Below are 21,620 nucleotides of genomic sequence, written 5' to 3'. Positions count from 1 at the left end.
CGGGTTCGTCGACGCCCTTCGAGCGTCCGCGTTCGGGCGTCTCCCGCACGGCGACGTGCCGGGCGGGACAGTCCATGATCACCGATCGACTCGCGTTTGGCAAGCGCTTTCCGCGCGGCGCGGTCCCGCCGCGACGCTGCCCGAGCGGTGGCGCCCGTGCGCCGGTCGCGCTCGATGGCGGCGACCTCACCGATGGTCGGCGCTCTCGCCCCGGAATCTCGAACTCTGGTGCATATCATCAATCCGTGATATCACTATCTAATGAATTCATTCGCCCTGCTGGCCGATCCGGTCCGCCGACGGATCGTCGAGGTGCTCGCGGAGGGCGAACGGCCCGCGGGCGGGGTCGGCGATGTCATTCGAGCCGAGTTCGGCGTGGGCCAGCCGGCGGTCTCCAACCAGTTGCGCCTGCTGCGCGAGGCCGAGGTCGTCGAGTCCCTGCCCGCGGGCTCACGCCGGATCTACCGGTTGGTCCCCGGCGCACTCGACGACGTGACCGCCTGGATCGACCGATACGCCCGGCTCTGGCCGCAACGGCTGGATGCGCTGGAGACCGAGCTCGCCCGCGGCGCCCGCACCGAGAAGGCCTGACTCCCCACCCCGAGAGGATCCCCGATGGATGACACGATCCGGCGAGCACTCACCGGCACCGCCGAGCGGCCCACCCTGACGTTCCGGCGCACGTACCGCGCCACGCCGGCACAGGTCCACGACGCCTGCACGGACCCCGTGCGCCTCGCCCGCTGGTTCGGCGACGTCGCCGGCTCGCCGAGCGCTCCGGGCGACGCGTTCACCGCGGTGCTCAGCGATGAGACCGACGACATCGCCGCAGGCCGCGTGCTGTCCTGCTCGGCCCAGGAGATCGCCGTCTCATGGTCGTGGCAGGGCGAGGCCGAGAGCGTCATCTCCGCGCGCATCACCGCGCTCGACGCCGCGACGACCGAACTGAGTCTGCAGCACTCGCTCGCCGAGCCGGCCCACGCCGTCGGGTACGGCGGTGGGTGGGAGCAGTGCCTGCACGCACTCGCACGCAGCCTCGGCGCACCGCCGGACGGCACCGCCGACGACACGGTGGAGGCGGACGCCGCCGCGCAGTGGCGCACCATCACGCGCGCTCCGCTCGAGCTAGCGCAGCGGGTGGAAGCATCGCCGGACCGGGTCTGGGCCGCGTTCACGACGACCGACGGCCTGCGCTCCTGGTGGTGGCGCCACTGGGACGACGTGCGGTTCGAGGTCGACGCGCGTATCGGTGGCGGCTACCGCATCGAGGCACCGGGTGCGGGCATCACGCTCCGCGGGTCCTACCTCGCACTCGAGGAACCCGGGCACCTGGCGTTCACGTGGGTCTGGGAGGACGCGGACGGTTCCGTGCCGGACGAGGCCGTCGACGTACGGATAGTGCCCGACGGCGGAGGTTGCGTCGTGCACGTCCGGCACAGTGGGCCGTGGGTCGACGACGCGCCCGCGACCTCCTACCGTCAGGGTTGGGAGTTCACCCTCGGCCAGCTGGCACAGTCGCTCGGCGCCTGACCCGTGGTGTTCACGATCACGCGCCCGGGCTGCGGGTCGTGCCCGGTCGACTACCGCTCCGCGGACTCGTCCCGGACGGTGACGACCACGTTGCCGATCTTCTGCCCGGTCTCGACGTAGCGGTAGGCCGACACGATGTCCTCGAGCGGATAGCTGCGATCGATCACCGGTCGGAACGTCCCGGCGGCGAGGCGGTCGCGGATCCCCTCGACCACTGCCTGCCCCTCGTCCGGGAACGGGAACACCACCCGCTGCCGGCCGCGCCGCAGCGTACCGAACAGCGCCAACGGGATGTTCTGCCAGCCCGGCCCGAGCTCGGAGGACAGGTAGACCCCGTCCGGCTCGAGGAGCTGGCGGCAGCGGCCGAACGTGCTCTTGCCGACCGCGTCGATCACCACGTCGTAGCGCTGCGTGGTGCGGGTGAAGTCCTCGGTCAGGTAGTCCACCACCTCGGCCGCTCCCAGGCCACGCACCAGGTCGGCATGCTCACCGGCGCACACCGCGGTGACCGTGACGTCCATCGCCGCGAGCAGCTGCACGGCCGCCGAGCCGATGCCCCCGGTCGCCCCGTTGACCAGCACCCGCTCCCCTGGCCGGACCCCAGCGCGTCGGACGGCCGACAACGCGTAGTGGCAGCCCTCGGTCGCGGTAGCCGCCTCACGCTGCCCGATGCCGTCCGGGACGGTCGCCACCATCGCGTCCTGGGCCACCACGAGGTACTCGGCATGTGCCCCGAACGGGCCCTCGCAGTAGCCGAAGACCCTCTCGCCCACCGTGAACCGGTGCACCCGCGCGCCGGTCCGGACGACCTCCCCGGCGAACTCGGTACCCAGGATCGTGCGGCGTGGCCGACGCAGGCCGGTGAAGGACCTGACGAAGAACGGGTGGGCTGCCCGGTAGGCGCAGTCGGTGCGGTTGACCGTGGTCACATCGACCCGCACGAGCAACTCGTCTGGCCCGGGAACCGGGGCCGGGACGTCACGGACGGAGACCACATCGGGCGCCCCGTAACGCGTGCTGACCGCGGCCCTCATGGAAGCGAACCTACCCTGCGGCCGCGCCCCTGTCCGGGCACTTCGGCGCCCGACCGCACGGGAGGATCGAGGGCCCCGACGGCCCGGTCTTCGACCTAGTCCCCAAACCCCCGACCTAGTGGGAGACTTCCACCTGTCTCGAAGCCCCCAGGACTAACTCGGCGGCTGCCCCGACGTCTCAGCCGTGCAGGTCGGGGTCGGCGCGCAGGGTCAGCACGTACTTCCGAGTGACGTGCTTGGTGAGGCGGGCGAAGACCGCCACCGGATCGTCGAGGGCCGGCCGCGTGAATCGCACCATTGGGCCACTGACCTCGCGGATCGCATCCTCGCGTACCTTCTCGGCACGGACCGCCGCCAGGGCTCGGGGGGCGTCCTCTCCGTACTTGCCCTGGCCATCGAACTCGGCGTGCAGCACCAGTGAGGGCCCTGGAGACCCATCGCTGTACGCCCTCCGGAACACCCAGGCCATATCGCTGTAGAACAGGCCCTCGTGCGTTTCGATCGGATACTGGGTCGTGGGGCGCCGGAGCCCACGGGAGACCGCGATCCATCGCAGCACCGACTCGGCGGCCGACTCGGCGTACGGATCCGCGGCACGGAGCACGGCGCGAGCCCGACGGCGCCCCCTCGCCATGTCCGGACGCTCCAGTCTGGCAAGGAGCCGATTGCGTAGTTCCTCGATCTTCTCGGCGTACGCCTCGCGGTGGCGGCGGTCGGGCCGGATCGAGATTCGCATCGCCGCGTCGGCGATCACCAGTCCGTCCCGGGGATGCAGGTTCCGGATGCAGTCCAGAACCGTGCGTTCGAGCGTGGTGACCGGCAGGCCACGGATCCGGGTCAGTTCGTCCGCGGGGACCCGGGACACATGTCGGCGCACATCCGTACCGGGTCGCACGCTGGGGGTCACGGTCTGCGTCAGGTGTGCGGCAGGTTCGGGTGTCCAGATCGGGCAGCCGTGGATGAGCGCAGCGCTGACATGGCTGAACGCGTATGTCGCAGAGGCTGTCCGGGCGATCGCCACGCACCGGGCGAGCATCATGGTCTCCCGGCGCCGCCACGGCGGATCCGACGCGGCGATCTGCACGTAGGCGCCGCGCCGCACCCGCCGCAGGTCGCCGGTAGACCTCAACTGGGAGAGCCGCGCCTGCGTGAGCTCGCTGGTCAGGTGCACGACCGGCAGTTCCGGTGGGGCGGGGATGTCAGCGGGCATGCACCCAGGGTGACGTGCCGCCGCTGCACGCGGAGCCCCCTGTGGACAGACCCCTCTGCCCCGCCGAACGGGACGATGCGCCCACCTGGAGAGGCCCTCGCGGCTGCCCCTCGCCCAGCTAGTCCCGGAGCCGCCGACCCAGTGAGTCCGCGAGGGCTAGGTCGAGGGCGATCCGACTAAGTCGAAGGCGCCGGGTCAGATGGTCGGGTCAGGTGGTCGGGTCAGGGTGGTCGGTCGGGTGGTCGGGTCCGGGCGCCGGGTAGGGGCGGTTGGGTCAGGGCGTGGGGCGGGTGGGTAGTCCGTTCGCGCGGAGCTGGTCCTCGAGGTGGAAGACCTCGTCGAGGATCTGGAAGCCCTCGTCCGGGTTGCCCGGGTCCACGAAGAACTGGCTCATCGCGGCCTGCCAGCGGGGGTTGACGGCGGTGCGGGTCATCGCCTCCTGGGCGGCGGCATAGTCGTCGGTCTCCAGGTGCCCGACGAGCAGACCGTCGTCGGACAGGTACAGCGAGTAGTCCCGCCAGCCCGTGTCCCGCAGGGCCTCGAGCATCTCCGGCCACACCTGCGCGTGGGCCTCCCGGTAGGCGTCGAGGCGGTCCGGTCGGACTCGGGAGATGAAGCAGACACGGGGCATCAGGCCACTCCCCCGCCGACCGCCTCCGCGGCACCGGCGTCCACAACGGCATCCGGTCCGGCGTCACCCAGCCCGGTGCCCACGTCCACACCGAGGTCCAGTTCGTCGACGATGACCGGGCCGCCCGAGGCGAGCGAGATGTTCCCGGCGATGCCCACGCTCACCGCGCGGACGCCGTCGAGGTAGCCGGCGCGACGGCCAAGCGGGTCCTCGCCGGAGCCGTCGAACACGTCGCGGAGCAGGATCGCGTCTCCGCCGCCGTGCCCACCGATGCCTTCCGGGATCCGGTACTCGTAAGCCTCCTGCCAGTGCTTCTGGACGATCAGGCGGTCACCGCGGGGCCGCAGCTCGTCGCCGCCACCGACCTCGGGCTTGGCGCTGGGGTCCACGACGGCGTCTCCGTTGGCGTCGGTCTGGACCGCGCCGCGCTCGACGACCTGGAGTTCGGCCCGGCCCTTGGTGCCGTTCACGCTGACCCGGTACCCCTCCCACGGCGAGTGGGCGTTCAGCGAGTAGGTGAGCATCGCCCCGCGGCGGTAGTCGACCACGAGCGCGAGGTTGTCCTCGATGGTGATGCCCGGGGCGAACACGTCCTGGTCACGGACATAGCCGTCGTGGTGCTCGGAGTCGAGGTAGAGGGCCTTCAGGGTCGGCTCGCCGGCGAGGTCGATGGACCAGCGGTCACCGGGCTCGGCCTCGCTCCCACGGCTGGGACGCGGGCCAGCCTCAGCCGCGCCGGCGCCGTCGGGCCCGTAGAACTTCAGCCCACCGGAGGCGTACACGCGGCGCGGCGCGTCCTGCAGCCACCAGTTGACCAGATCGAAGTGGTGTGAGGACTTGTGGATGAGCAGACCGCCCGAGTTCGCCTTGTCCCGGTGCCACCGTCGGAAGTAGTCCGCACCATGCACGGTGTCCAGCACCCACTCGAAGTGGACCGAGGTCACGTCGCCGATCTCGCCGGAGGCGATCACCTCGCGCAGGCTCGAGTTCCGCGGGGCGTACCGGTAGTTGAACGTCATGATGAGAGACCGCCCGGTCTCCTCGACGGCGCTCGTGATCGCCCGGCACCCCTCGGCCGTCGTGGTCAGCGGCTTCTCCACGACCACGTCCGCGCCTGCGCGGAGGGCGCGGGTGACGAGGTCGGCATGGGCGTGGTCGGGTGCCGTGACGACGACGACGTCGACATCACGCTCGGCGATCATGGTCTCCAGGTCCGCGGGCTCGTAACGGGGGATGTCCACCGCACGGCCGAGGTCTCGGGCCACGGCCTCGGCGTGGAACTGTGCGCGCCCCGGGTTCGGCTCGCACCACGCGACGATCTCGCCGGCGTCGGCGTGTACCCCGGTGAGGGCGTTCACATACATCCTGGCGCGGTGTCCGGTACCGGCGACGGCGTAACGGCGGCTGGTCATTCGGCTCTCCTGGGTCTGTGGCGTGTTCGAAACGGGCACCAGGACGAACGGGCCCCGGCTCTGGGTACGACGAACGTGCGGCACGATGTTATGCGCACGGTCACACGAGGGTCAACCAAGGCGGTGAAGTGTCCGGGCAGTGGTCACGAATCCGGATCCCGATCGGCTCCGAACGTTGATTCTCCAACGATTGAGGCGCTCAGACGGGGCACCCCGGCGAGCCACACTCGGAGTCTGTGGACGCGGCGGGTTGACGGTCTGTATGACCGGTCATTACCGTTCGAGTGAACCAGGGCTGCGCATCGGCGCGGGATCGGAACCACAGGTGCCGAGGAGGCCGGACGTGAGCGAGAGCGCACCCGGGACCCGGCGACCGACGATCCGCGAGGTGGCCAGACTCGCCGGTGTCTCCCATCAGACCGTCTCGCGATTCCTCCACGACGATCCCCGGGTCGGCCCGCAGTCCCAGGTCCGTATCCGCACCGCGATCGATCAGCTCGACTACCGCCCGAACCTGGTGGCCCGGGCGATGCGAGGGCGCAAGACCGGCCGGCTCGCATTCATCCTGCCGACGGGTACCGCCGTGAGTTCCCTCGAGGTGCTCGCCGGTGCAACGACCGTCGCTCACGAGGCCGGCTACATCCTCGACGTCGTCACCCTCGGCGGACCGGTCGACGAGCGCACCTGGCGCGTGCTCGAGCTCGCCGAGTCGGGTCTGTTCGAGGGCATCGCCTCGCTGATGCCGCTTCCCGAGTCGACCCGGCGCCGCAGCGACCGGACACCGATCGTGATCTCGGCCGAGTACGACGCCCGGATGCGCAGCATCGGAGAACTCGCCGAAGCGGCGCCGATCGTTGAACTCATCGAGAAGCTCGCCGCGCTCGGTCACCAGAGGTTCGTGCACCTCGCCGGCAACTACGACCACACGTCCGCCCGGCGCCGGCGGGACCTGTACCTGGCCACCATCGAGCGGCTCGGCCTGCATTCGTACGGCGTCATCGACTGCGACTGGCACGCCGAACCCGCCGAGCAGGCGATGCGTGATCTGCCCGCGGGCGCGGCCACGGCCGTGATCGCCGGCAATGACGTCGTCGCCGCCGGCGCGCTCCGGGGTGCGTTCGCCCGCGGCTGGCGGGTACCGGAGGACGTGAGCATCACCGGCTGGGACAACCACACCCTGGGTGCCATCCTGTCGCCAACCATCACGACGGTGATCATGGATCACGAACGCCTCGGCGGGCGGGCGATCACCCGACTGCTCGCCGCACTCAACGACCGACCGGACCCGGCCGACGACGACCCGATCGGCACGGTCGTGTGGCGGGAGTCCACGGGCCCCGCACCCGGCTGAGCGCGCGAGGAAGTCGCCCGCCCGTAACCTCAGCACGGTGGAGCGGGCGGACGACGATCCTCACTTGATGGCGCCGGTGATCCCCTGGGCGAAGGCCCGCTGCAGCACGAGGAAGAGAACCATCGTCGGAAGCGACGTCAACAGCACCGCGAGCATGAGCACTCCATAGTCCGTGACGTAGCCGGAGGTCAGGTTCGAGATCAGCATCGGCATCGTCTGGAACGCCTCGTTGATCAGAATGACCTTGGGCCAGAGGAAGTTGTTCCACGCGGTCATGAAGATGACGACCGCCGCCGCGGCATAGGTGGAGCGCATCGTCGGGATGAAGATACGCAGGAAGATGCCCAACTCCCGCAGCCCGTCGATCCTGGCGGCCTCGACGATCTCGTGCGGGAAGGACCGTGCCGCCTGCCGGAACAGCAGGATGACGAATGGCACCGAGATCGCCGGCAGGATCACCGCGATCGTTGTGCTGGTCAGTCCGAAGTCCGCGAACATCCGGAACAGCGGGATCATCGTCGCCGCGAACGGGATCATCATCGCCAGCAGCAGCACCCCCATCAGGCGGTCCTTGTTCCTGGAGTGGAAGACCTCGAACCCATACCCGGCGATCGAGCACACCAGCAACGCCAGCGCCGTGGTGCCGACCGCGTTGAGCGTCGAGTTCCACATCGCGGCGCCGAGGTCCTGCGCGGCGAGCAGCTTGTTGAGGTTCTCCACCAACTGCCCGCCCGGCAGCAGTCGCGACCCCAGGACGTCCTGGCTCGTGTTGGTCGCGGAGACCACCATGAAGTACAGCGGGAAGACCGAAGCGAGCGCGGCCACAGTCAGGAACACGAGGCTGGGCACGCTGCGCAGCGAACGCCTAGTCACGCTTGTCACCCACCTTCAGCTGGATGGCCGCGAGCAACGCGACGATGACGAGGATCACGTAGGAGATCGCGGCCGCATACCCGAAGTTCGGGTTCTGCACGAAGGACACCTCGTACAGGTAGTGCGACACGGACATCGAGGTGTACGCGGGCCCGCCCGCGGTGAGGTTGTACGACTCGTCGAAGAGTTGGATGGTCCCGTTGGTCGACATGATCGCGGTCAGCAGGATCATCGGCTTCAGTTGCGGGAGCGTGACGTACCAGAACGTCTTGACGCTGTTGGCGCCGTCGACCTTTGCCGCCTCCACGGTCGAGTGATCGATGTTCTGCAGACCGGCCAGGTAGAAGACCATGTTGTAGCCGGTCCAACGCCAGAGCAGCCCGACGATGATCACGAACTGCGCGGTCTGGGTCTGCCCCAGCCAGTTGATCGGCGAGTCGATCAGGTTCATCCCGGTCAGCACGTCGTTGACGAGGCCGTCGGTGGCGAACATCGTCCGGAACACGAGCGCGTATGACACGAGGGAGACGGCACACGGCAGGAAGATCGCGGTGCGCCACATGCCCTTGAATCGCAGCCGCGGGTTGTTCAGGATGTTGGCCAGGATGAGCGCCAGAACCAGCATGATCGGCACCTGGATGACGAGGTAGAGCAGGGTGGTGCGCAGGGTCATCCAGAACGTCTGGTCGGCCAGCATGCGCTGGTAGTTGAACCAGAGCGGCTCGGCGAAGGACAGCTGGGCGCCGCGCCCGGTCTGCAGCGACAGGATGAACGCCTGGAACATCGGCCAGAAGTTCATCACCAGGATGAGCAGCGCGGCGGGGAGCAGGAACACCCAGCCGGTCAGTGAGCGCCGCCCGCCCAGGCTCGAGAAGCCGCGGCCCGACGGCGGCCGCTCGTCCTGACGGTCCGCGGCAGGAGCCACGGGGGTGAGTTGGGTAGACATCGTGAGTCCTCGTTTCGTTCGCGGAGGGGGCCGGCACTGCCGGCCCCCTCGGTGCAGGGTCGGCTACTGCATCGCGAACTCGACGGTGGCCTGCGCCTCGGCCAGGGCCGATTCGGGGTCGGCACCGTTGAGGATGTTCGTGATCGCGGCGCTGACGGCGTCGCGACCCTCGTAGTAGTACGCACCGGTGTTGACACTCGGCACCTGCGCGCCGAACTCGACGGCGAGCTGGAAGACGGGCTGGTCGGCGAAGAACGGGTGCGGCTCGGCGTAGACGGCGGACTCGCTCGCCGGGATCCAGTTCGCGATCGCGCCGGACGACGGCAGGATCGTGTCGTAGAACTCCGTGGACCCCGCGAACGTGGCGCCGAGGAAGTCGGCTGCCAGCTCCGTGTTCGCGTTGGAGCTGACCACCCAGGACGAACCGCCGTTGGCCGAGTAGTTCGTCGCCTCGCCGACACCCTCGAGGCTCGGCAGGTTGGTGATGTTCCACAGGCCGGTCTGGTCCGCGGCCGTCTGGATCGAACCCAGGATCCAGACACCGTTGATGGTCCCCGCGACGTTCGAGTTCACGAAGGTGCCGATGTACTCGTCCCACGAGTTGACCTCGACCAGAACCCCGGACTCCACCAGGCGGGTGTAGACGTCGATCGCCTGCAGGAGCGCGTCGTTGTCCGTGATCGTCGGGTTGCCATCGGCGTCGAACAGGCTGGCGCCGGTGCTCTGCAGGATCATCGTGATCAGGTCGGACTCTCCGGCTGTGCCGGACAGCAGCGGCTTGCCCGTCTTGGCGAGGATGTCCTCCCCGTTCGCGATGAACTCGTCCCAGGTGATGTCGGTGAAGTCCTCGACCGTGTAACCCGCCTCGGCCAGGATGTCCGTGCGCAGCGCCGACACCGCAGCGCCGTTGTCGAACGGGACGCCGTAGTTGTCGCCCTCGGTCGTGGAGAAGGCGACGACGGACTCCGGGAACTCCGTGAAGTCGATGCCCGAGTCGGTGACTGCGGTGAAGAGTTCGGGGTAGTTGATCAGGTTCTTCTGGAACGCGTTGTTCTGCATCAGGAAGATGTCCGGGAGCTCCTCCAGTTCACCCGTCTGTGCGAGCGTCGTGAGCTTGGTCTGGATGTCCTCCCAGGGCGTCTCGATCACCTCGACCGTGACGTCCGGATTGTCCTGCTGGTAGATGGTCGCCGCTTCGTTCATCGCGTAGACGTTGAACGCCGGGTCCCAGGCCCACACGGTGAGGGTCTGGTCGTCGCCGTCGCCCCCGCCACCTCCGCCGTCGGTGGGGTCGGAGCCGCCACCGCAGCCGGCCAGTGCCAGCGTGATCGTGGCCACGCCGGCCACGGACGCGAGTGTCATCTTCTTACGCATCGGATACAAGTCCTTCGTTGGCCGTATCGCACCGAGGTACGGGTCGGTGCCTCCCCGGAGGGCAACGCCGCCCTCCGATCATGTGCTCCCGTCGTGGACCCACCCGCCGTGCCGCCGGGGGTTCCCGGCGCCCGGCTGCCCACGAACCGGTATGCGCTTCGTCGCGCGTTCTCCTCATCTCTGAAGCGAGTGCCCTCGGGCCGTCCATCCGGGTCGGCGACCGACATGGCATGCCGGTCGCTGTCGGCGCTCGGCATCGTCTCCCGGTCGGGACCACGATGTCGGGCGCCAGAATGTTGACGTCAACTTAGCACCGTCCCACCGTGCCCTGTCACTCGGTTCGCCATTACGCTCTGGTAACAATCGAACCGTCGCCAGTCATCTTGTCGATCTTGATGTTGACGTCACCATTCACCACTAGACTGGATCGTCATGGTGAGCAACCGGGGCTCGCGCCCGAGGAGTCGCGGCCCCTCGATCGAGGATGTGGCCGGCCTCGCGGGCGTCTCAGCTCAGACCGTCTCGCGCGTCGCGAACGAGGCCGACAACGTGCGCCCGGCAACCCGGGAGCGGGTGCTCCAGGCCATGGACCGGTTGGGCTACACCCCGAACCGCGCCGCCCGAGCCCTACGCAACGGCGCCTTCGGTTCGATCGGGCTGATCGCGCGGACCTTCGCCCGCACCGGCGAGGCCCTGACGACCCAGTCGGTCGTCGAGGCGGCCGAGGCCGAGGGCTACTCCGTCACGTTGCTCGCCGTCCGGGAGCCCGAGGCCAACGGCTGGCGGCACGCGGTGCAGCGGCTGTCCCATCAAGCCGTGGACGGCCTGATCATCATCCGGGCCGAGGAGACCACCCCGGAGTCCTTCCTACTCCCGACCGGCATGCCGGTCTCGGTCTCCGACTCCCGGTTCATCGGCTACTACCCGGATGTCGGTGCCGACCAGGTGCAGGGCACCCGGGACGCCGTCGAGCATCTGCTCGGGCTCGGCCACCGCACCGTGCACCACCTCGCCGGCCCGGCCGACTCCGAGCCCGCGATGACGCGCAACGCGAGCTGGCACCGCACCCTGGAGGGCGCCGGCATCAGCCCGCCGGCGGTCTGGCGGGGTGACTGGACGGCTCAGTCCGGCTATGAGGCCGGCCGGGAGATCGTCGCCGACGCGTCGGTCACCGCCGTGTACGTTGCCAACGACGACATGGCTCTGGGACTGCTGAGCGCCGCGCACGAGGCCGGCCGGCAGATACCCGAGGCTCTCTCCGTGGTCGGGTTCGACGACATCGACCTCAGCAGGTTCGCCCATCCCCCGCTGACGACGGTTCGGCAGGACTTCGACCGCGCCGGACGCGAGCTCGTCCGTCTCGTGCTGCAACAGGTCACCGAGCCCGGCAGCATCCGCTACGACGAGCGCGTCCTGCTCCCGACCACACTTGTGGTGCGCGCCAGCACCGCGCCACCGCCCGCGCGCTGATGGGGCAGTCGCTGTCGTCGCGCCACGTGCGCAGTGAATGGTCACAGGCAATCAACGGGTGAGAGCCCCGCCCACACGCGTGGGCGAGGCTCTCATCCTTGGGCGGTAGCGGTGGGATTTGAACCCACGGTGGGCTGTTGACCCACACAGCATTTCGAGTGCTGCACCTTCGGCCGCTCGGACACGCTACCTGGCCGGGACAGGTTACCCGGCTCGGCCCCTCGCGCCCAAACCGGCCGCACATGGCCGCCCGGGAATCCGCCCCGTAGGCTGGCGAACGTGACCAAGCCCACCTCGTCCACGTTCGCCGACCTGGTGGAGTTGCTCGCGGGCAGGCGGTTCGCGGTCCTGACCGGCGCGGGGGTCTCGACCGACTCCGGGATCCCGGACTACCGCGGCCCGGACTCCCCGCCGCGGACCCCGATGACCTATCAGCAGTTCGTCTCCGACGAGGGTTTCCGCCGGCACTACTGGGCTCGCAACCACGTGGGCTGGCGGCACATGCGCACGACCGAGCCGAATGCGGGCCACCGTGCCCTGGCTGAGCTCGAGGAGCGTGGGATCGTCCTCGGCGTGATCACCCAGAACGTGGACCTGCTGCACGAGCGGGCCGGCTCGAAGCGGGTCATCGACCTGCACGGGCACTACAACGAGGTGAGGTGCCTGAACTGCGGGACCGTGTTCACGCGGGCCGAGGTGCACGAGCGACTGGACGCCCTCAACCCCGATTTCAGCACCGAGGTCGGCGACGTCGAGATCGCCCCGGATGCCGATGCCGTGATCGCGGCCACGGAGTCCTTCGTGATCACCGACTGCCCGGTGTGCGGGGGCATGCTGAAACCGAACATCGTCTACTTCGGTGAGAACGTCCCGAAGGAGCGGGTGCGTGCGGCGTTCGACCTCGTCGACGCCGGCCAGGCGCTGCTCGTGGCGGGCTCGTCGCTGACCGTGATGTCCGGGCTCCGGTTCGTGCGGCACGCCCACCGCGAAGGTATGCCGGTGGGCATCGTCAACCGCGGTGTCACCCGGGGCGATCCGCTCGCCACCGTGAAGGTCGACGGCGGCGCGTCCGAGACGCTCGTGGCGTTGACCGAGGCCTTGGGCCGAGCAGGCGACGCCCACCACGGGCGGTGAGTTCCGCCGTCGGCGGGGGTCTATCCCTGCGAAGAACCCACCGAAGGAGATGCGATGACCACCCTCGACAGCCTCATGCTCGGCACCACCGACCGTGACCGCCTGCACGCCTGGTACACCAGCGTGCTCCCGCCCGAGCGCGCGGACCAGGCCGGCCCCTACTGGGTGCTGGACTACGGCGGCTTCTACCTGTTCCTCGACGCACGCGACGACGTCCAGCCCGCCAACCCGGACCCGGCCCGGATCCTGCTGAACTTCGACGTGACCGACGCGCGCGCCGCCGTCGAACGCATCGAGGCGGCGGGCGGCACCTGGGTGGCGCCGCTCGAGGACCGCGACGGGAGCCTGTTCGCGACCACCCAGGACCCGGACGGCAACTACGTCCAGATCATCCAGGTGAGCCCCTCCGAGCGGGCCACGATGGAGGCCGGTGGCGACACGAACCTGCCCGCCGGGATGCTCCCCTCGCAGGCCTTCTCCGGCTTCGCCGCACCGGATACCGCCGTCGTCGCCACGTTCTACCGCGACGTGCTCGGCCTGCGGGTCGACGGTGAACCGGGCGACATCATCTCCCTGGTCCTTGGCCACCGCAAGGTGGTCGTCTACCCGAAGCCGGACCACGTGCCCGCCACGTACACGATCCTCAACCTGCCCTCCATCGACATCGAGTCAACCGTGCGTGACCTGACGGCGCGCGGCGTCGTGTTCGAGCGGTACGACGGTGCGGAGCAGGACGAGCTCGGCATCCACCGGGGCGGCGGGCCGCTGATCGCGTGGTTCACCGATCCGGCCGGGAACATCATCTCGGTGCTCCAGGACTGACCGCCCGACGGCGCAGGTTCAGTGGGACGGCCGGGGCGCCTCGTCGCCCCGGTCGCGTCGGGCGGCGAAGAACTCGGTGAGCAGGGCCGCGCACTCGTCGGCACGCACTCCCCCGGCCACCTCGGCGCGGTGGTTCAGCCGGGAGTCGCGGACGACGTCCCGGGTGGAGCCGCAGGCCCCGGCCTTCTCGTCCCAGGCGCCGAGCACCACGCGGGCCACCCTGGCCAGCACGATCGCGCCCGCACACATGGTGCACGGTTCGAGGGTGACCACCAGCGTGCAGTCGTCCAGGCGCCACCGACCGAGCCCAACCCCCGCCGCCCGCAGGGCGAGGATCTCCGCATGGGCCGTGGGATCGCCGTCGACCTCCCGCCGGTTGCGCGCGACGGCGAGCACCTCGCCGGCGCCCGAGACAAGCACTGCGCCGACCGGCACGTCGCCGGCGGCCGCGGCCCGCCGCGCCTCGTCGATGGCAATGCCCATCAGGGCGTGCTCGGACGTTTCGGCTGCGCCGGGAGCCGGCTGGGGCGAGTTCATCACCTCCTAGTGTGGAGCAGCGGCCGCCACATCGGGGCCGCTACATTTGAGACCATGCGCCTCCACGTCGCCGAGCACCCGCTGATCGCCCACAAACTGACCGTGCTGCGCGACGTGCGCACGCCGTCGCCGTTGTTCCGGCAGCTCACCGAGGAACTCGTGACCCTGCTGGCCTACGAGGCCACCCGGGAGATCCGCACCGAGCCCTGGGAGATCACCACCCCGGTCACGGCCACTGTCGGCAGGAAGCTGACCGAGCCGCGCCCGATCGTGGTGCCGATCCTGCGCGCCGGGCTCGGCATGCTCGAGGGCATGACCCGGCTGCTGCCGACGGCGGAGGTCGGGTTCCTCGGCCTGCAGCGCAACGAGGAGACACTCGAGGCGATCACCTACGCGAACCGCCTGCCCGACGACCTCTCCGGTCGCCAGTGCTACGTGCTGGACCCGATGCTGGCGACCGGCGGCACCCTGGTCGCCGCGATCGAGTACCTGTTCGAGCGCGGCGCCCGGGACGTCACCGCCGTCACCCTGCTGGCCGCTCCCGAGGGGCTGCGAGCGGTCCAGGAAGCCATCGGGGAGCGCGCCGACGTGACCATCGTGACGGCCTCCGTCGACGAGCGACTGAACTCCAAGGGTTACATCGTGCCCGGCCTCGGCGACGCCGGCGACCGCCTCTACGGCGTCGTCGACTGACGCCGCCTCAGATGTGACCCAGGGCCTGGGTCAGGTCCGCCTTCAGGTCCTCGGGGTCCTCCAGCCCGACGGACAGCCGCACCGTGGAGTCGTGGATCCCGACGGCGGCCCGCTCGTCCCAGCTGATCTTGGAGTGGGTGGTCGTGGCCGGGTGCGTCACGATCGACTTCACGTCGCCGAGGTTGTTCGAGACATCCACGAGGCGCAGCGAGTCCAGGAACGCGAAGGCCCGGTTCTTGACCTCCTCCGGTTCGCCCTCGATCGCCAGGTCGAACGTCACCACGGTGCCGCCACCGCTCATCTGCTCCCTGGCCAGGGCCGCCTGCGGGTGGGAGTCCAGGAACGGGTACCGGACCCGGGAGATCAGCGGGTTGTCCTCGAGCCAGTGCGCGAGGTCCAACGCGGCGGCGGTCTGCGCCCGGACCCGTAGCGCCAGTGTCTCCAGCCCCTTGAGCAGCACCCACGCGTTGAACGGGCTCAGCGACGGTCCGGTGTTGCGGATCATCTGCTTGACCGGGCCCTCGATGTAGTCCCGGCTGCCGAGGATCGCGCCGCCGAGTACGCGACCCTGGCCGTCGATGTGCTTGGTCGCGGAGTAGACCACCACGTCCACGCCGAACTCCAGCGGCTTCTGCAGGATCGGGGTCGCGAAGACGTTGTCGAGGATGACGACGGCGCCGGCGGCGTGCGCGAGCTCGGTCACCTTCGCGATGTCGACGATGTCCTGCATCGGGTTGGACGGCGTCTCGAACAGCACCACGTCCGCCGGGGTGGCCAGGGCGGCCTCCCACTGGGACAGGTCGTGGGCGTCCACGTAGTCGGTGGTGACCCCCCACTTGCTGAAGATGTCGTTCAACAGCACGACGGTGGACCCGAACAGGGCACGTCCGGAGACGATCCGGCTCCCGGAACGCACCAGCGCCGCGATCGAGGTGAACACCGCGGACATCCCGGTGGCCGTCGCGAAACACGCCTCGGCGCCCTCGAGCAGGCGCAGCCGCTCCTCGAACGCGGACACGGTCGGGTTGCCGTACCGGGAGTAGATGAACCGGTCGAGCTGGCCCTTGAACGCGGCCTCCGCGTCGGCGGCCTCGTCATAGACGTAGCCCTGGGTCAGGAACAGCGGCTCGGCCATCTCCCGGAACTCGGTGCGCTGGATCCCGCCGCGGACGCCAAGGGTGGCGTCGGACAGGCCCTCGGGCAGCTCGGCGCGGGGGCGGGGGTCGCTCATGATTGGCGCCAGGGCAGGCCCTCGGCGCGCCAGCCGCGTTCGCCGCGGTGGCCCTCGGGACCGACGCCACCCTCGAACCCGTCCACCACGTTGTACGCAGGGCCGAACCCGGCGGCGGTGGCGGCCTCGGCGGCTCCGATGGAGCGCTGGCCGGAGCGGCACAGGAACACGACCGGGCGCTGGTCGCCGGGGGCGAGGCCGGTGGCGGCGAGCTGCTCAAGGAACGAGGGGTTGCGCTGGCCCTCGGGGAAGGTGTTCCACTCGATCAGCGCCGTCGGGCGGTCGATCGAGCTCGTCTCGGGGACGCCCACGAAGGACCACTCGGCGCGGGTACGGACATCCACGAGCACCGCGTCCGGGTTCTGCTCCAACAGTTCCCACGCCGCGCGTGGACTCAGGTCACCTGCGTAACTCAAACGAATCGAACCTCTCCTTGAATGGCCTGGGGCAGCACCACGGCCTGGGCCGCGATCACCCGGGCACCGTCGAACGTCACGGACGGCGACCCGTACAGCTGGTATCCCTCTGCGAGCGCGTCGCTGACCCGCGCGCAGAACGCCGCGTCGTCCGGCCCGGTCAGCAGTCGGTAGGTGTGCCGCTCCGGGGCGGCCGGCTGGGACGGGCCGTCCTGTGCTGCGAGGTCGCTCATGAATCTCCTCCATCGGTCCTGGCGGTAGCACCATGTCCACACGGGATGGTTGCTGCGGCGTCGACGAGCCAGGTCTCTCGGCCACTCTGGATGGGTCCGGCTGTGATCGTATGCCCGGGTCCCCACCGCCCCCAACCCGCGGGCACATCTGCCCATCCTGCGAGACGGTCGGCCGCCCTACGCTGGCTGCCATGACGGAAGCCGCGCCACCACCCGCGCCCTCGATCGCCTCCCTCCAGGACGTCGTCGACGACACCTACCTGTTCGGCCTCGACCGCCAACGCGAGACGATGGACCTGACCCAGTCCGACGGCCCGTACGGGGACAAGTACAGCTCGGGCTACCGCACGGACATGACCGGCGGCACGATCACGTTCGTCGGGACGGACGAGATCACGGTGCGCGCCCATTTCGTCGGGTCCGCCGCGCCGGGACCGCAGTCATGGCTGTGGGGCTGGGAGAACGTCAACTCCTTCCCCGAGCCGGTGGTTGCGCGGGTCGCCGCGGTCCGCGAGTTCGGGCAGCGGTTCGGCATCACCGAGCTCACGACGGCGGAGGTCCCGTTGACCACGGAGCCCGCCACCGTGGCGCGCAGGTTCGCGGCCGCTGCGAGCCTGATCGCCGGGCCGTTGCCGTTCGTCACCTTCGCACTCGAGAACGGCACGGTGCTGACGTTCCTGGTGGAGTCACCGGCGCTCGAGCCGATCCCGGCGAGCGCGATCCGGGCCGGGTCGGTGCTCCCCGAGGCCGCGTCCGAGGGTTCGATCTCGAACTGGCCGCGGGCGCTGCGGGCCTACGCGCAGTGGCGCGGCTTCACGCTGGCGGAGGAAGGTGGCGCCATCACGCTGCGGGCTCCGAACGGTCACGTCGAGGCCAAGCTCGACGATCAGGGCAGGCTCAGCGCCCTCAGCATGTCGGCCGGCCCGACCCCGGCCTGAGGGCCTCGTCACCTGGGCCGGTCGCGCCCAGGCACGCCCGCCGCGGTCAGCCTCCGAGGATTCCGCGTGACATGGCGACGGCGACCGCCTCGGTCCGGCTGCTCACGTCGAGCTTGGCCATGACCCGGCTCAGGTGCACGCTCACCGTCTTCTCACTGATGAACAGCTCCGTCCCGACCGCCCGGTTCGTGAGCCCCTGCGCAACGAGCTCGAGGACCGACTGTTCGCGCGGGGTGAGCAGCGCGACGGCGGCGGCGCGCTGGCCGGGCACGTTCAGTCGGTACCGGCGCGCCGTCGCGAGCAGGGCCTCCTCGAGGGGCCGTGCACGCAGCGTCCGCGCGGTCGCGAGCGCGTCCAGGAGTTCGTCCCCACCGTCGTCGGCATCGGACTCCGGCCCGGCGTCATCGTCCGACTCCTGGCCCGGCCGGGCCATCGCCGAGGCTCCCACCGGCCCACCCTCCGCGCGGAGCGCGAGCAGCACCTCGGCCAGGCGCCAGCGCGCGATCGCCTGCTGGTAGCTGTCGCCGTAGCCGAAGGCGTCGACGAGTGCGCGCCACGGCGCCGGGTCGTACTCGCCACGCATCCGGCTCGCCTCGGCCCGGCACCGGGCCAGCCAGGCGAGGCCCTCCGGTCCGATGGTGGCCGCGCGCGGCCGGCCGCGTTCCGCCGCGTCCTCGGCGACGGCGAGGAAGCGTTCCCCGGTGGCGACCGCCGCCCGTTCGGCGTCGCGGTCGTGGACCTGGCGGGCCCGCGCGGCGAGGTCGGCCTGGGCGGTGATGCCGACCGCGGCGACGTGGATGAGCGCCAGCATCGGCGGCTCGTCCTCGTCCGGGTCGTGCGGTTCGAGATCGGCGGTCGAGCCCATCGCGTTGTGCAGGTTGCCGGCGATCGCAGCCGCGACGGGAGCCGTCACCTCCGCCGGGCGGTGCTGCCAGAGGTCACGTTCGGCGCGGGCGAACAGCGCGATCTTCAGCGGCTCGTCGTCGGCGAGCACCCAGGTGTCGACCCGGTCCAGTGCGGCCTCGACCTTCTCCCACTCGCCGCGACTGGCCGCGAGCAGCCCGGCGGACGCGGCCAGCACGCCCGAGATCCAGTCCGGTGCCTGCTCGCCCGGAGGGCTCGCCAGCTGCTCGACCAGATCCCAGGCACCGCGCGCGTAGTTCACGTGCACCGCGATCCAGGCGAGCTCCCGACCGTAGGTTGCCCAGGTCAGTCCGGTCTCCGCGGCCCGAGCCAGACCCCGGTCGAGCTGCATCGCGGCCGCTTCGAGCTCGCCGAGCTCGAACTGGCCCACCGTCAGGTTGAACACGGCGCGCAGCTCCACCTCGAAGGCACCCACCTCGGCCGCTCGTGTGCGAGCCTCCTCGAGGGTGGTCAGGGCGCGGGCGACCTCACCGTCGCTCAGCTGCATGTAGGCCAGGGTGGTCAGCGCGTCCGCCTCCGCGCCGCCGTCCCCGCTGGCACGGGCATCCGCGATCGCAGCCTCGGCGTAGCCGCGGCTCGAGTCCTTCAACTCCCCGAACGCGAGCGTGCTCAGCACCCAGGCGCGTTCGGAACTCGTGGGCTCGTCGCGGATCAGATCCCAGGCCTCGGTGATGACCGACTGTGCCTCCTGCCACTGATCCACCGAATAGAGGATCTTGGCGAGGCGACGGCGCACCGAGGCTCGCGCAACGATGTCGCCGTCGGCGTCGGCGAGCTTGAGAGCGGCCCGTGCGAACGCGAGGGACCGGTCCACCTGCCCGGCGGCGACCGCGGCATCCGAGGCCCGGATGGTCAGATGGAGTTCGTCGGTGCCGCTCACCGTGGCCGGGTCCGGTACGGCCTGCCACAGGGCCAGTGCGCTCTCCAGGTGCGCGAGCGTGTCGGCGGTCGCTCCGACCTGAGCGGCTTCGTCCGCGGCACCCACGTGCGCGGCCAACGCGGTGGGCAGGTCGTTCGCCCGGCTCGCGTGGTAGGCCTGTGCGCCCCGCCAGCCGGACAGCCGCAGGTGCGCGAGCAGGCTGGCGTAGGCCGCGTGGATGCGGGTGCGCTCGCCGGGCAGGAGGTCGGAGTACGCCGCCTCGCGGAGCAGGGCGTGCCGGAACTCGTAGGAGGCATCGCCGTCGGGATCGGCGACCAGCACGTGCAGTTGGACGCAGTCGCGCAGGGCCTCCTCGAGCTCGTCGTCGGTCAGATCGAGAACCGCCCGGAGGGTGCTGTGCCGGATCCGGCGCTGGCCGGAGACCGCGGCGGTGCGCACTAGTCGCTGCGCGTTCGGACCGAGCCGTTCGATGCGGCCGAGCAGGACGTCGGCGAGGGCGTCGCCAAGGCCGGTGGCCGAGCGGGCACTGGAGAGCAGTTCCTCGGCGAAGAAGGCGTTCCCCTCGGAGCGGCGGGCGATGTCGGCGATCAGGTGCTCATCGGCACCGGTGCCGAGGTGGTCGAGCAGGGCCAGTTCTCGCGCGAAGGCCCGCGCCTCCTCGGGTGAGAACGGGTCGAGCTCGAGGCGTTCGACCCGGCGCATCCGCCCCAGCTCCACGGTCATCGGCCGCACGGGGTGCCGCCGGTGCAGGTCGTCCGAGCGGTAGGTCAGCACCACCGTGAGGCGCTGCTCGGACATCCGCGCGACCAGGAACGTGATCAGGTCCCGCGTGGACGGGTCGGACCAGTGCAGGTCCTCGATCACGAGCAGGACCGGGCGCTCCGCACTGAGGGTGGTGAGCACGCCGAGGAAGGAGTCGAACAGCGGCAGCTGCTCGGTGGGACGGTCGGTGCCCGAGCGGCTCACCAGGGTCGCCAGCGCCTGCCGGTCCTCGAGGATCCCGGGATCGGCGTCTCGGATCTGTTCGAGGATCTCCACGACGGGAAGGTAGGGCGGGGCCGACTCGCCGAGGCCGACGCAGTGGCCCGTGAGCACGTAGCCGCCGCCGGCTCGGACCTCGGCCGCGAACTCGGTCACGAGCCGCGTCTTGCCCACTCCCGCGTCACCGGGGAGCAGGACGGCCGCTGCCGAGCCGGCGGCAGCCTGCGCCCAGATCTCGCGGAGGCGCGCGAGTTCGTCACCGCGCGCTACCAGCGCGATCTCGGAGCCGACCCGTGCCACATCCGAGATCTTGTCACGGGTCGGCTCCGTGGGGACGGATGTATATCCGCCCCACGGCTCCACGACGGCCGCCACGCCCGGCCCGCTCAGGCCCGCTTGATCAGGTCCGCGGGGTCGAGACCGCGCGCCGCGGCCGCCCGCCGGACCCGGCGCTCCTCGATCAGGCGGCGCACGCCGCTGTGGCGTGAGTTCCGCTGACGGGAGCCGAGTTCCGACAGCAGGTGCTCGCGCCGGTACGCCAGGTCGGCGTTCAGGATGTCCAGATTCGGTTCCATGATGTGCTCCTTGCTCGTTCCCATGACCGATACGGTGCCGCTGAGGCACAGGGGTCAGGTATCGGGTGGTCACGCGGGCCCTCGGGGGCCGACCCCTTACCCGCGCACTGAGGGGTCGGCTGAGCGAGTAAGGGATGCCGGATCCGGCACCCGTCACAGAGGTAAGGGGTCCTCCGCCGACGGCCGAGCGGGCGCTCGGGGGATCGTCCGCACCTCAGTCGCACGCACGCCCGCCGGTGGCGTCCATCATGCGGACACCGGGCGCCGTTCGGCCCACCGGCCGGGGTTCCCGTGGCATCATGCCGGGTAGGTCATGAGTGCCAGCGCGTAGCCCCGGCTTGCTGGCCGGCAACCCTCCAACCGCGGTGGGGTGCCCCGGGTGACGACCGGGTCGGTGCCGCGGTGGCGCCGGCAAGCGCGGACCC

General features: G+C 70.4%; 21 protein-coding genes, 1 tRNA gene and 2 riboswitches. Of the genes, 8 read left to right on the top strand and 14 right to left on the bottom strand.

Going from position 1 to position 21,620, the window contains the following annotated elements:
- Positions 1 to 261 precede the first annotated feature (261 nt).
- Together GKS42_RS04675 and GKS42_RS04670 are read left to right on the top strand one after the other, a co-directional pair.
- A complete protein-coding gene (locus GKS42_RS04675; RefSeq protein WP_154792794.1) occupies positions 262 to 591 on the top strand; it encodes an ArsR/SmtB family transcription factor in 330 nt (109 codons plus the stop codon).
- A 24-nt stretch (positions 592 to 615) separates the two neighbouring features.
- Positions 616 to 1,530 (top strand): SRPBCC family protein, encoded by a 915-nt coding sequence (locus tag GKS42_RS04670; RefSeq protein WP_154792793.1) that lies wholly within the window; start codon positions 616 to 618, stop codon positions 1,528 to 1,530.
- 50 nt (positions 1,531 to 1,580) lie between these two features.
- Here the strand turns inward: GKS42_RS04670 and GKS42_RS04665 are convergent, their stop codons facing one another.
- The 4 genes from GKS42_RS04665 to GKS42_RS04650 all read right to left on the bottom strand — a co-directional run bounded on the left by GKS42_RS04665 (position 1,581) and on the right by GKS42_RS04650 (position 5,817).
- Positions 1,581 to 2,564, bottom strand: a complete 984-nt coding sequence (locus GKS42_RS04665; protein ID WP_154792792.1) for an NAD(P)-dependent alcohol dehydrogenase — start codon at positions 2,562 to 2,564, stop codon at positions 1,581 to 1,583.
- A gap of 178 nt (positions 2,565 to 2,742) precedes the next feature.
- On the bottom strand, positions 2,743 to 3,774 hold the full coding sequence (locus GKS42_RS04660) for a type IV toxin-antitoxin system AbiEi family antitoxin (RefSeq protein ID WP_154792791.1): 1,032 nt from the start codon (positions 3,772 to 3,774) through the stop codon (positions 2,743 to 2,745).
- A 274-nt stretch (positions 3,775 to 4,048) separates the two neighbouring features.
- Positions 4,049 to 4,405, bottom strand: coding sequence for an L-rhamnose mutarotase (locus GKS42_RS04655; RefSeq protein ID WP_154792790.1), 357 nt, complete (start codon positions 4,403 to 4,405; stop codon positions 4,049 to 4,051).
- Complete coding sequence (locus GKS42_RS04650; RefSeq protein ID WP_154792789.1) at positions 4,405 to 5,817, bottom strand: Gfo/Idh/MocA family protein; 1,413 nt, start codon at positions 5,815 to 5,817, stop codon at positions 4,405 to 4,407. Before GKS42_RS04650 ends, GKS42_RS04655 begins: the two co-directional genes overlap by 1 nt.
- Positions 5,818 to 6,160: 343 nt before the next feature.
- Here GKS42_RS04650 and GKS42_RS04645 point away from each other — a divergent pair, with 343 nt between their 5' ends.
- Positions 6,161 to 7,168 carry a LacI family DNA-binding transcriptional regulator gene (locus GKS42_RS04645; protein WP_154792788.1) on the top strand — a complete coding sequence of 336 codons (1,008 nt, stop codon included), beginning with the start codon at positions 6,161 to 6,163 and terminating at the stop codon, positions 7,166 to 7,168.
- Between the two features lie 60 nt (positions 7,169 to 7,228).
- Here GKS42_RS04645 and GKS42_RS04640 read toward each other — a convergent pair whose 3' ends face one another.
- The 3 genes from GKS42_RS04640 to GKS42_RS04630 form a co-directional block, all read right to left on the bottom strand.
- Positions 7,229 to 8,041: a carbohydrate ABC transporter permease gene (locus GKS42_RS04640; protein ID WP_232847924.1), complete on the bottom strand. Its 813-nt coding sequence runs from the start codon at positions 8,039 to 8,041 to the stop codon at positions 7,229 to 7,231.
- Positions 8,034 to 8,987 carry a carbohydrate ABC transporter permease gene (locus tag GKS42_RS04635; protein ID WP_154792787.1) on the bottom strand — a complete coding sequence of 318 codons (954 nt, stop codon included), beginning with the start codon at positions 8,985 to 8,987 and terminating at the stop codon, positions 8,034 to 8,036. The genes GKS42_RS04640 and GKS42_RS04635 overlap by 8 nt, the downstream gene beginning before the upstream one ends.
- Positions 8,988 to 9,050: 63 nt before the next feature.
- Positions 9,051 to 10,361 carry an ABC transporter substrate-binding protein gene (locus GKS42_RS04630; protein ID WP_154792786.1) on the bottom strand — a complete coding sequence of 437 codons (1,311 nt, stop codon included), beginning with the start codon at positions 10,359 to 10,361 and terminating at the stop codon, positions 9,051 to 9,053.
- A gap of 432 nt (positions 10,362 to 10,793) precedes the next feature.
- Between GKS42_RS04630 and GKS42_RS04625 the strand changes: the two genes are divergently transcribed.
- Positions 10,794 to 11,831 carry a LacI family DNA-binding transcriptional regulator gene (locus tag GKS42_RS04625; protein WP_154792785.1) on the top strand — a complete coding sequence of 346 codons (1,038 nt, stop codon included), beginning with the start codon at positions 10,794 to 10,796 and terminating at the stop codon, positions 11,829 to 11,831.
- Between the two features lie 103 nt (positions 11,832 to 11,934).
- Here GKS42_RS04625 and GKS42_RS04620 read toward each other — a convergent pair.
- Positions 11,935 to 12,022, bottom strand: a tRNA-Ser gene (locus GKS42_RS04620).
- Positions 12,023 to 12,101: 79 nt separating this feature from the next.
- Between GKS42_RS04620 and GKS42_RS04615 the strand changes: the two genes are divergently transcribed.
- A complete protein-coding gene (locus GKS42_RS04615; RefSeq protein ID WP_174791129.1) occupies positions 12,102 to 12,965 on the top strand; it encodes an NAD-dependent protein deacetylase in 864 nt (287 codons plus the stop codon).
- A gap of 54 nt (positions 12,966 to 13,019) precedes the next feature.
- A complete protein-coding gene (locus tag GKS42_RS04610; RefSeq protein WP_154792783.1) occupies positions 13,020 to 13,787 on the top strand; it encodes a VOC family protein in 768 nt (255 codons plus the stop codon).
- 18 nt (positions 13,788 to 13,805) lie between these two features.
- Here GKS42_RS04610 and tadA read toward each other — a convergent pair whose 3' ends face one another.
- Positions 13,806 to 14,324, bottom strand: coding sequence for a tRNA adenosine(34) deaminase TadA (gene tadA / locus GKS42_RS04605; protein WP_154792782.1), 519 nt, complete (start codon positions 14,322 to 14,324; stop codon positions 13,806 to 13,808).
- Positions 14,325 to 14,378: 54 nt separating this feature from the next.
- On the opposite strand from tadA, the gene upp reads away from it, so the two are divergent.
- Positions 14,379 to 15,017 (top strand): uracil phosphoribosyltransferase, encoded by a 639-nt coding sequence (gene upp, locus GKS42_RS04600; RefSeq protein WP_154792781.1) that lies wholly within the window; start codon positions 14,379 to 14,381, stop codon positions 15,015 to 15,017.
- A gap of 7 nt (positions 15,018 to 15,024) precedes the next feature.
- Here upp and GKS42_RS04595 read toward each other — a convergent pair whose 3' ends face one another.
- Genes GKS42_RS04595 through GKS42_RS04585 form a run of 3 tightly spaced genes read right to left on the bottom strand, consistent with a single transcriptional unit; the run spans position 15,025 to position 16,897 of the window.
- Positions 15,025 to 16,248: an O-succinylhomoserine sulfhydrylase gene (locus GKS42_RS04595; RefSeq protein WP_154792780.1), complete on the bottom strand. Its 1,224-nt coding sequence runs from the start codon at positions 16,246 to 16,248 to the stop codon at positions 15,025 to 15,027.
- Positions 16,245 to 16,664: a rhodanese-like domain-containing protein gene (locus GKS42_RS04590; protein WP_154792779.1), complete on the bottom strand. Its 420-nt coding sequence runs from the start codon at positions 16,662 to 16,664 to the stop codon at positions 16,245 to 16,247. The genes GKS42_RS04595 and GKS42_RS04590 overlap by 4 nt, the downstream gene beginning before the upstream one ends.
- Complete coding sequence (locus GKS42_RS04585) at positions 16,661 to 16,897, bottom strand: DUF1737 domain-containing protein (RefSeq protein ID WP_154792778.1); 237 nt, start codon at positions 16,895 to 16,897, stop codon at positions 16,661 to 16,663. Before GKS42_RS04585 ends, GKS42_RS04590 begins: the two co-directional genes overlap by 4 nt.
- Positions 16,898 to 16,903: 6 nt before the next feature.
- Positions 16,904 to 16,994, bottom strand: a riboswitch (SAM riboswitch).
- 94 nt (positions 16,995 to 17,088) lie between these two features.
- Between GKS42_RS04585 and GKS42_RS04580 the strand changes: the two genes are divergently transcribed.
- Entirely contained in the window at positions 17,089 to 17,835 is a 747-nt protein-coding gene (locus GKS42_RS04580) for a DUF6882 domain-containing protein (RefSeq protein WP_154792777.1), read from the top strand.
- A 46-nt stretch (positions 17,836 to 17,881) separates the two neighbouring features.
- Here the strand turns inward: GKS42_RS04580 and GKS42_RS04575 are convergent, their stop codons facing one another.
- Positions 17,882 to 20,920, bottom strand: a complete 3,039-nt coding sequence (locus GKS42_RS04575; RefSeq protein ID WP_168217756.1) for a helix-turn-helix transcriptional regulator — start codon at positions 20,918 to 20,920, stop codon at positions 17,882 to 17,884.
- Between the two features lie 86 nt (positions 20,921 to 21,006).
- A complete protein-coding gene (locus tag GKS42_RS25955) occupies positions 21,007 to 21,195 on the bottom strand; it encodes a hypothetical protein (RefSeq protein WP_168217755.1) in 189 nt (62 codons plus the stop codon).
- Positions 21,196 to 21,504: 309 nt separating this feature from the next.
- A riboswitch (SAM riboswitch) is annotated at positions 21,505 to 21,619 on the top strand.
- The last annotated feature ends 1 nt before the right edge of the window (position 21,620 follow it).

It is taken from the genome of Occultella kanbiaonis (assembly GCF_009708215.1).
Classification (GTDB): domain Bacteria; phylum Actinomycetota; class Actinomycetes; order Actinomycetales; family Beutenbergiaceae; genus Occultella; species Occultella kanbiaonis.
Note: the sequence above shows the minus strand (reverse complement) of the source record. Positions and strands in the feature narration are given on the sequence as shown.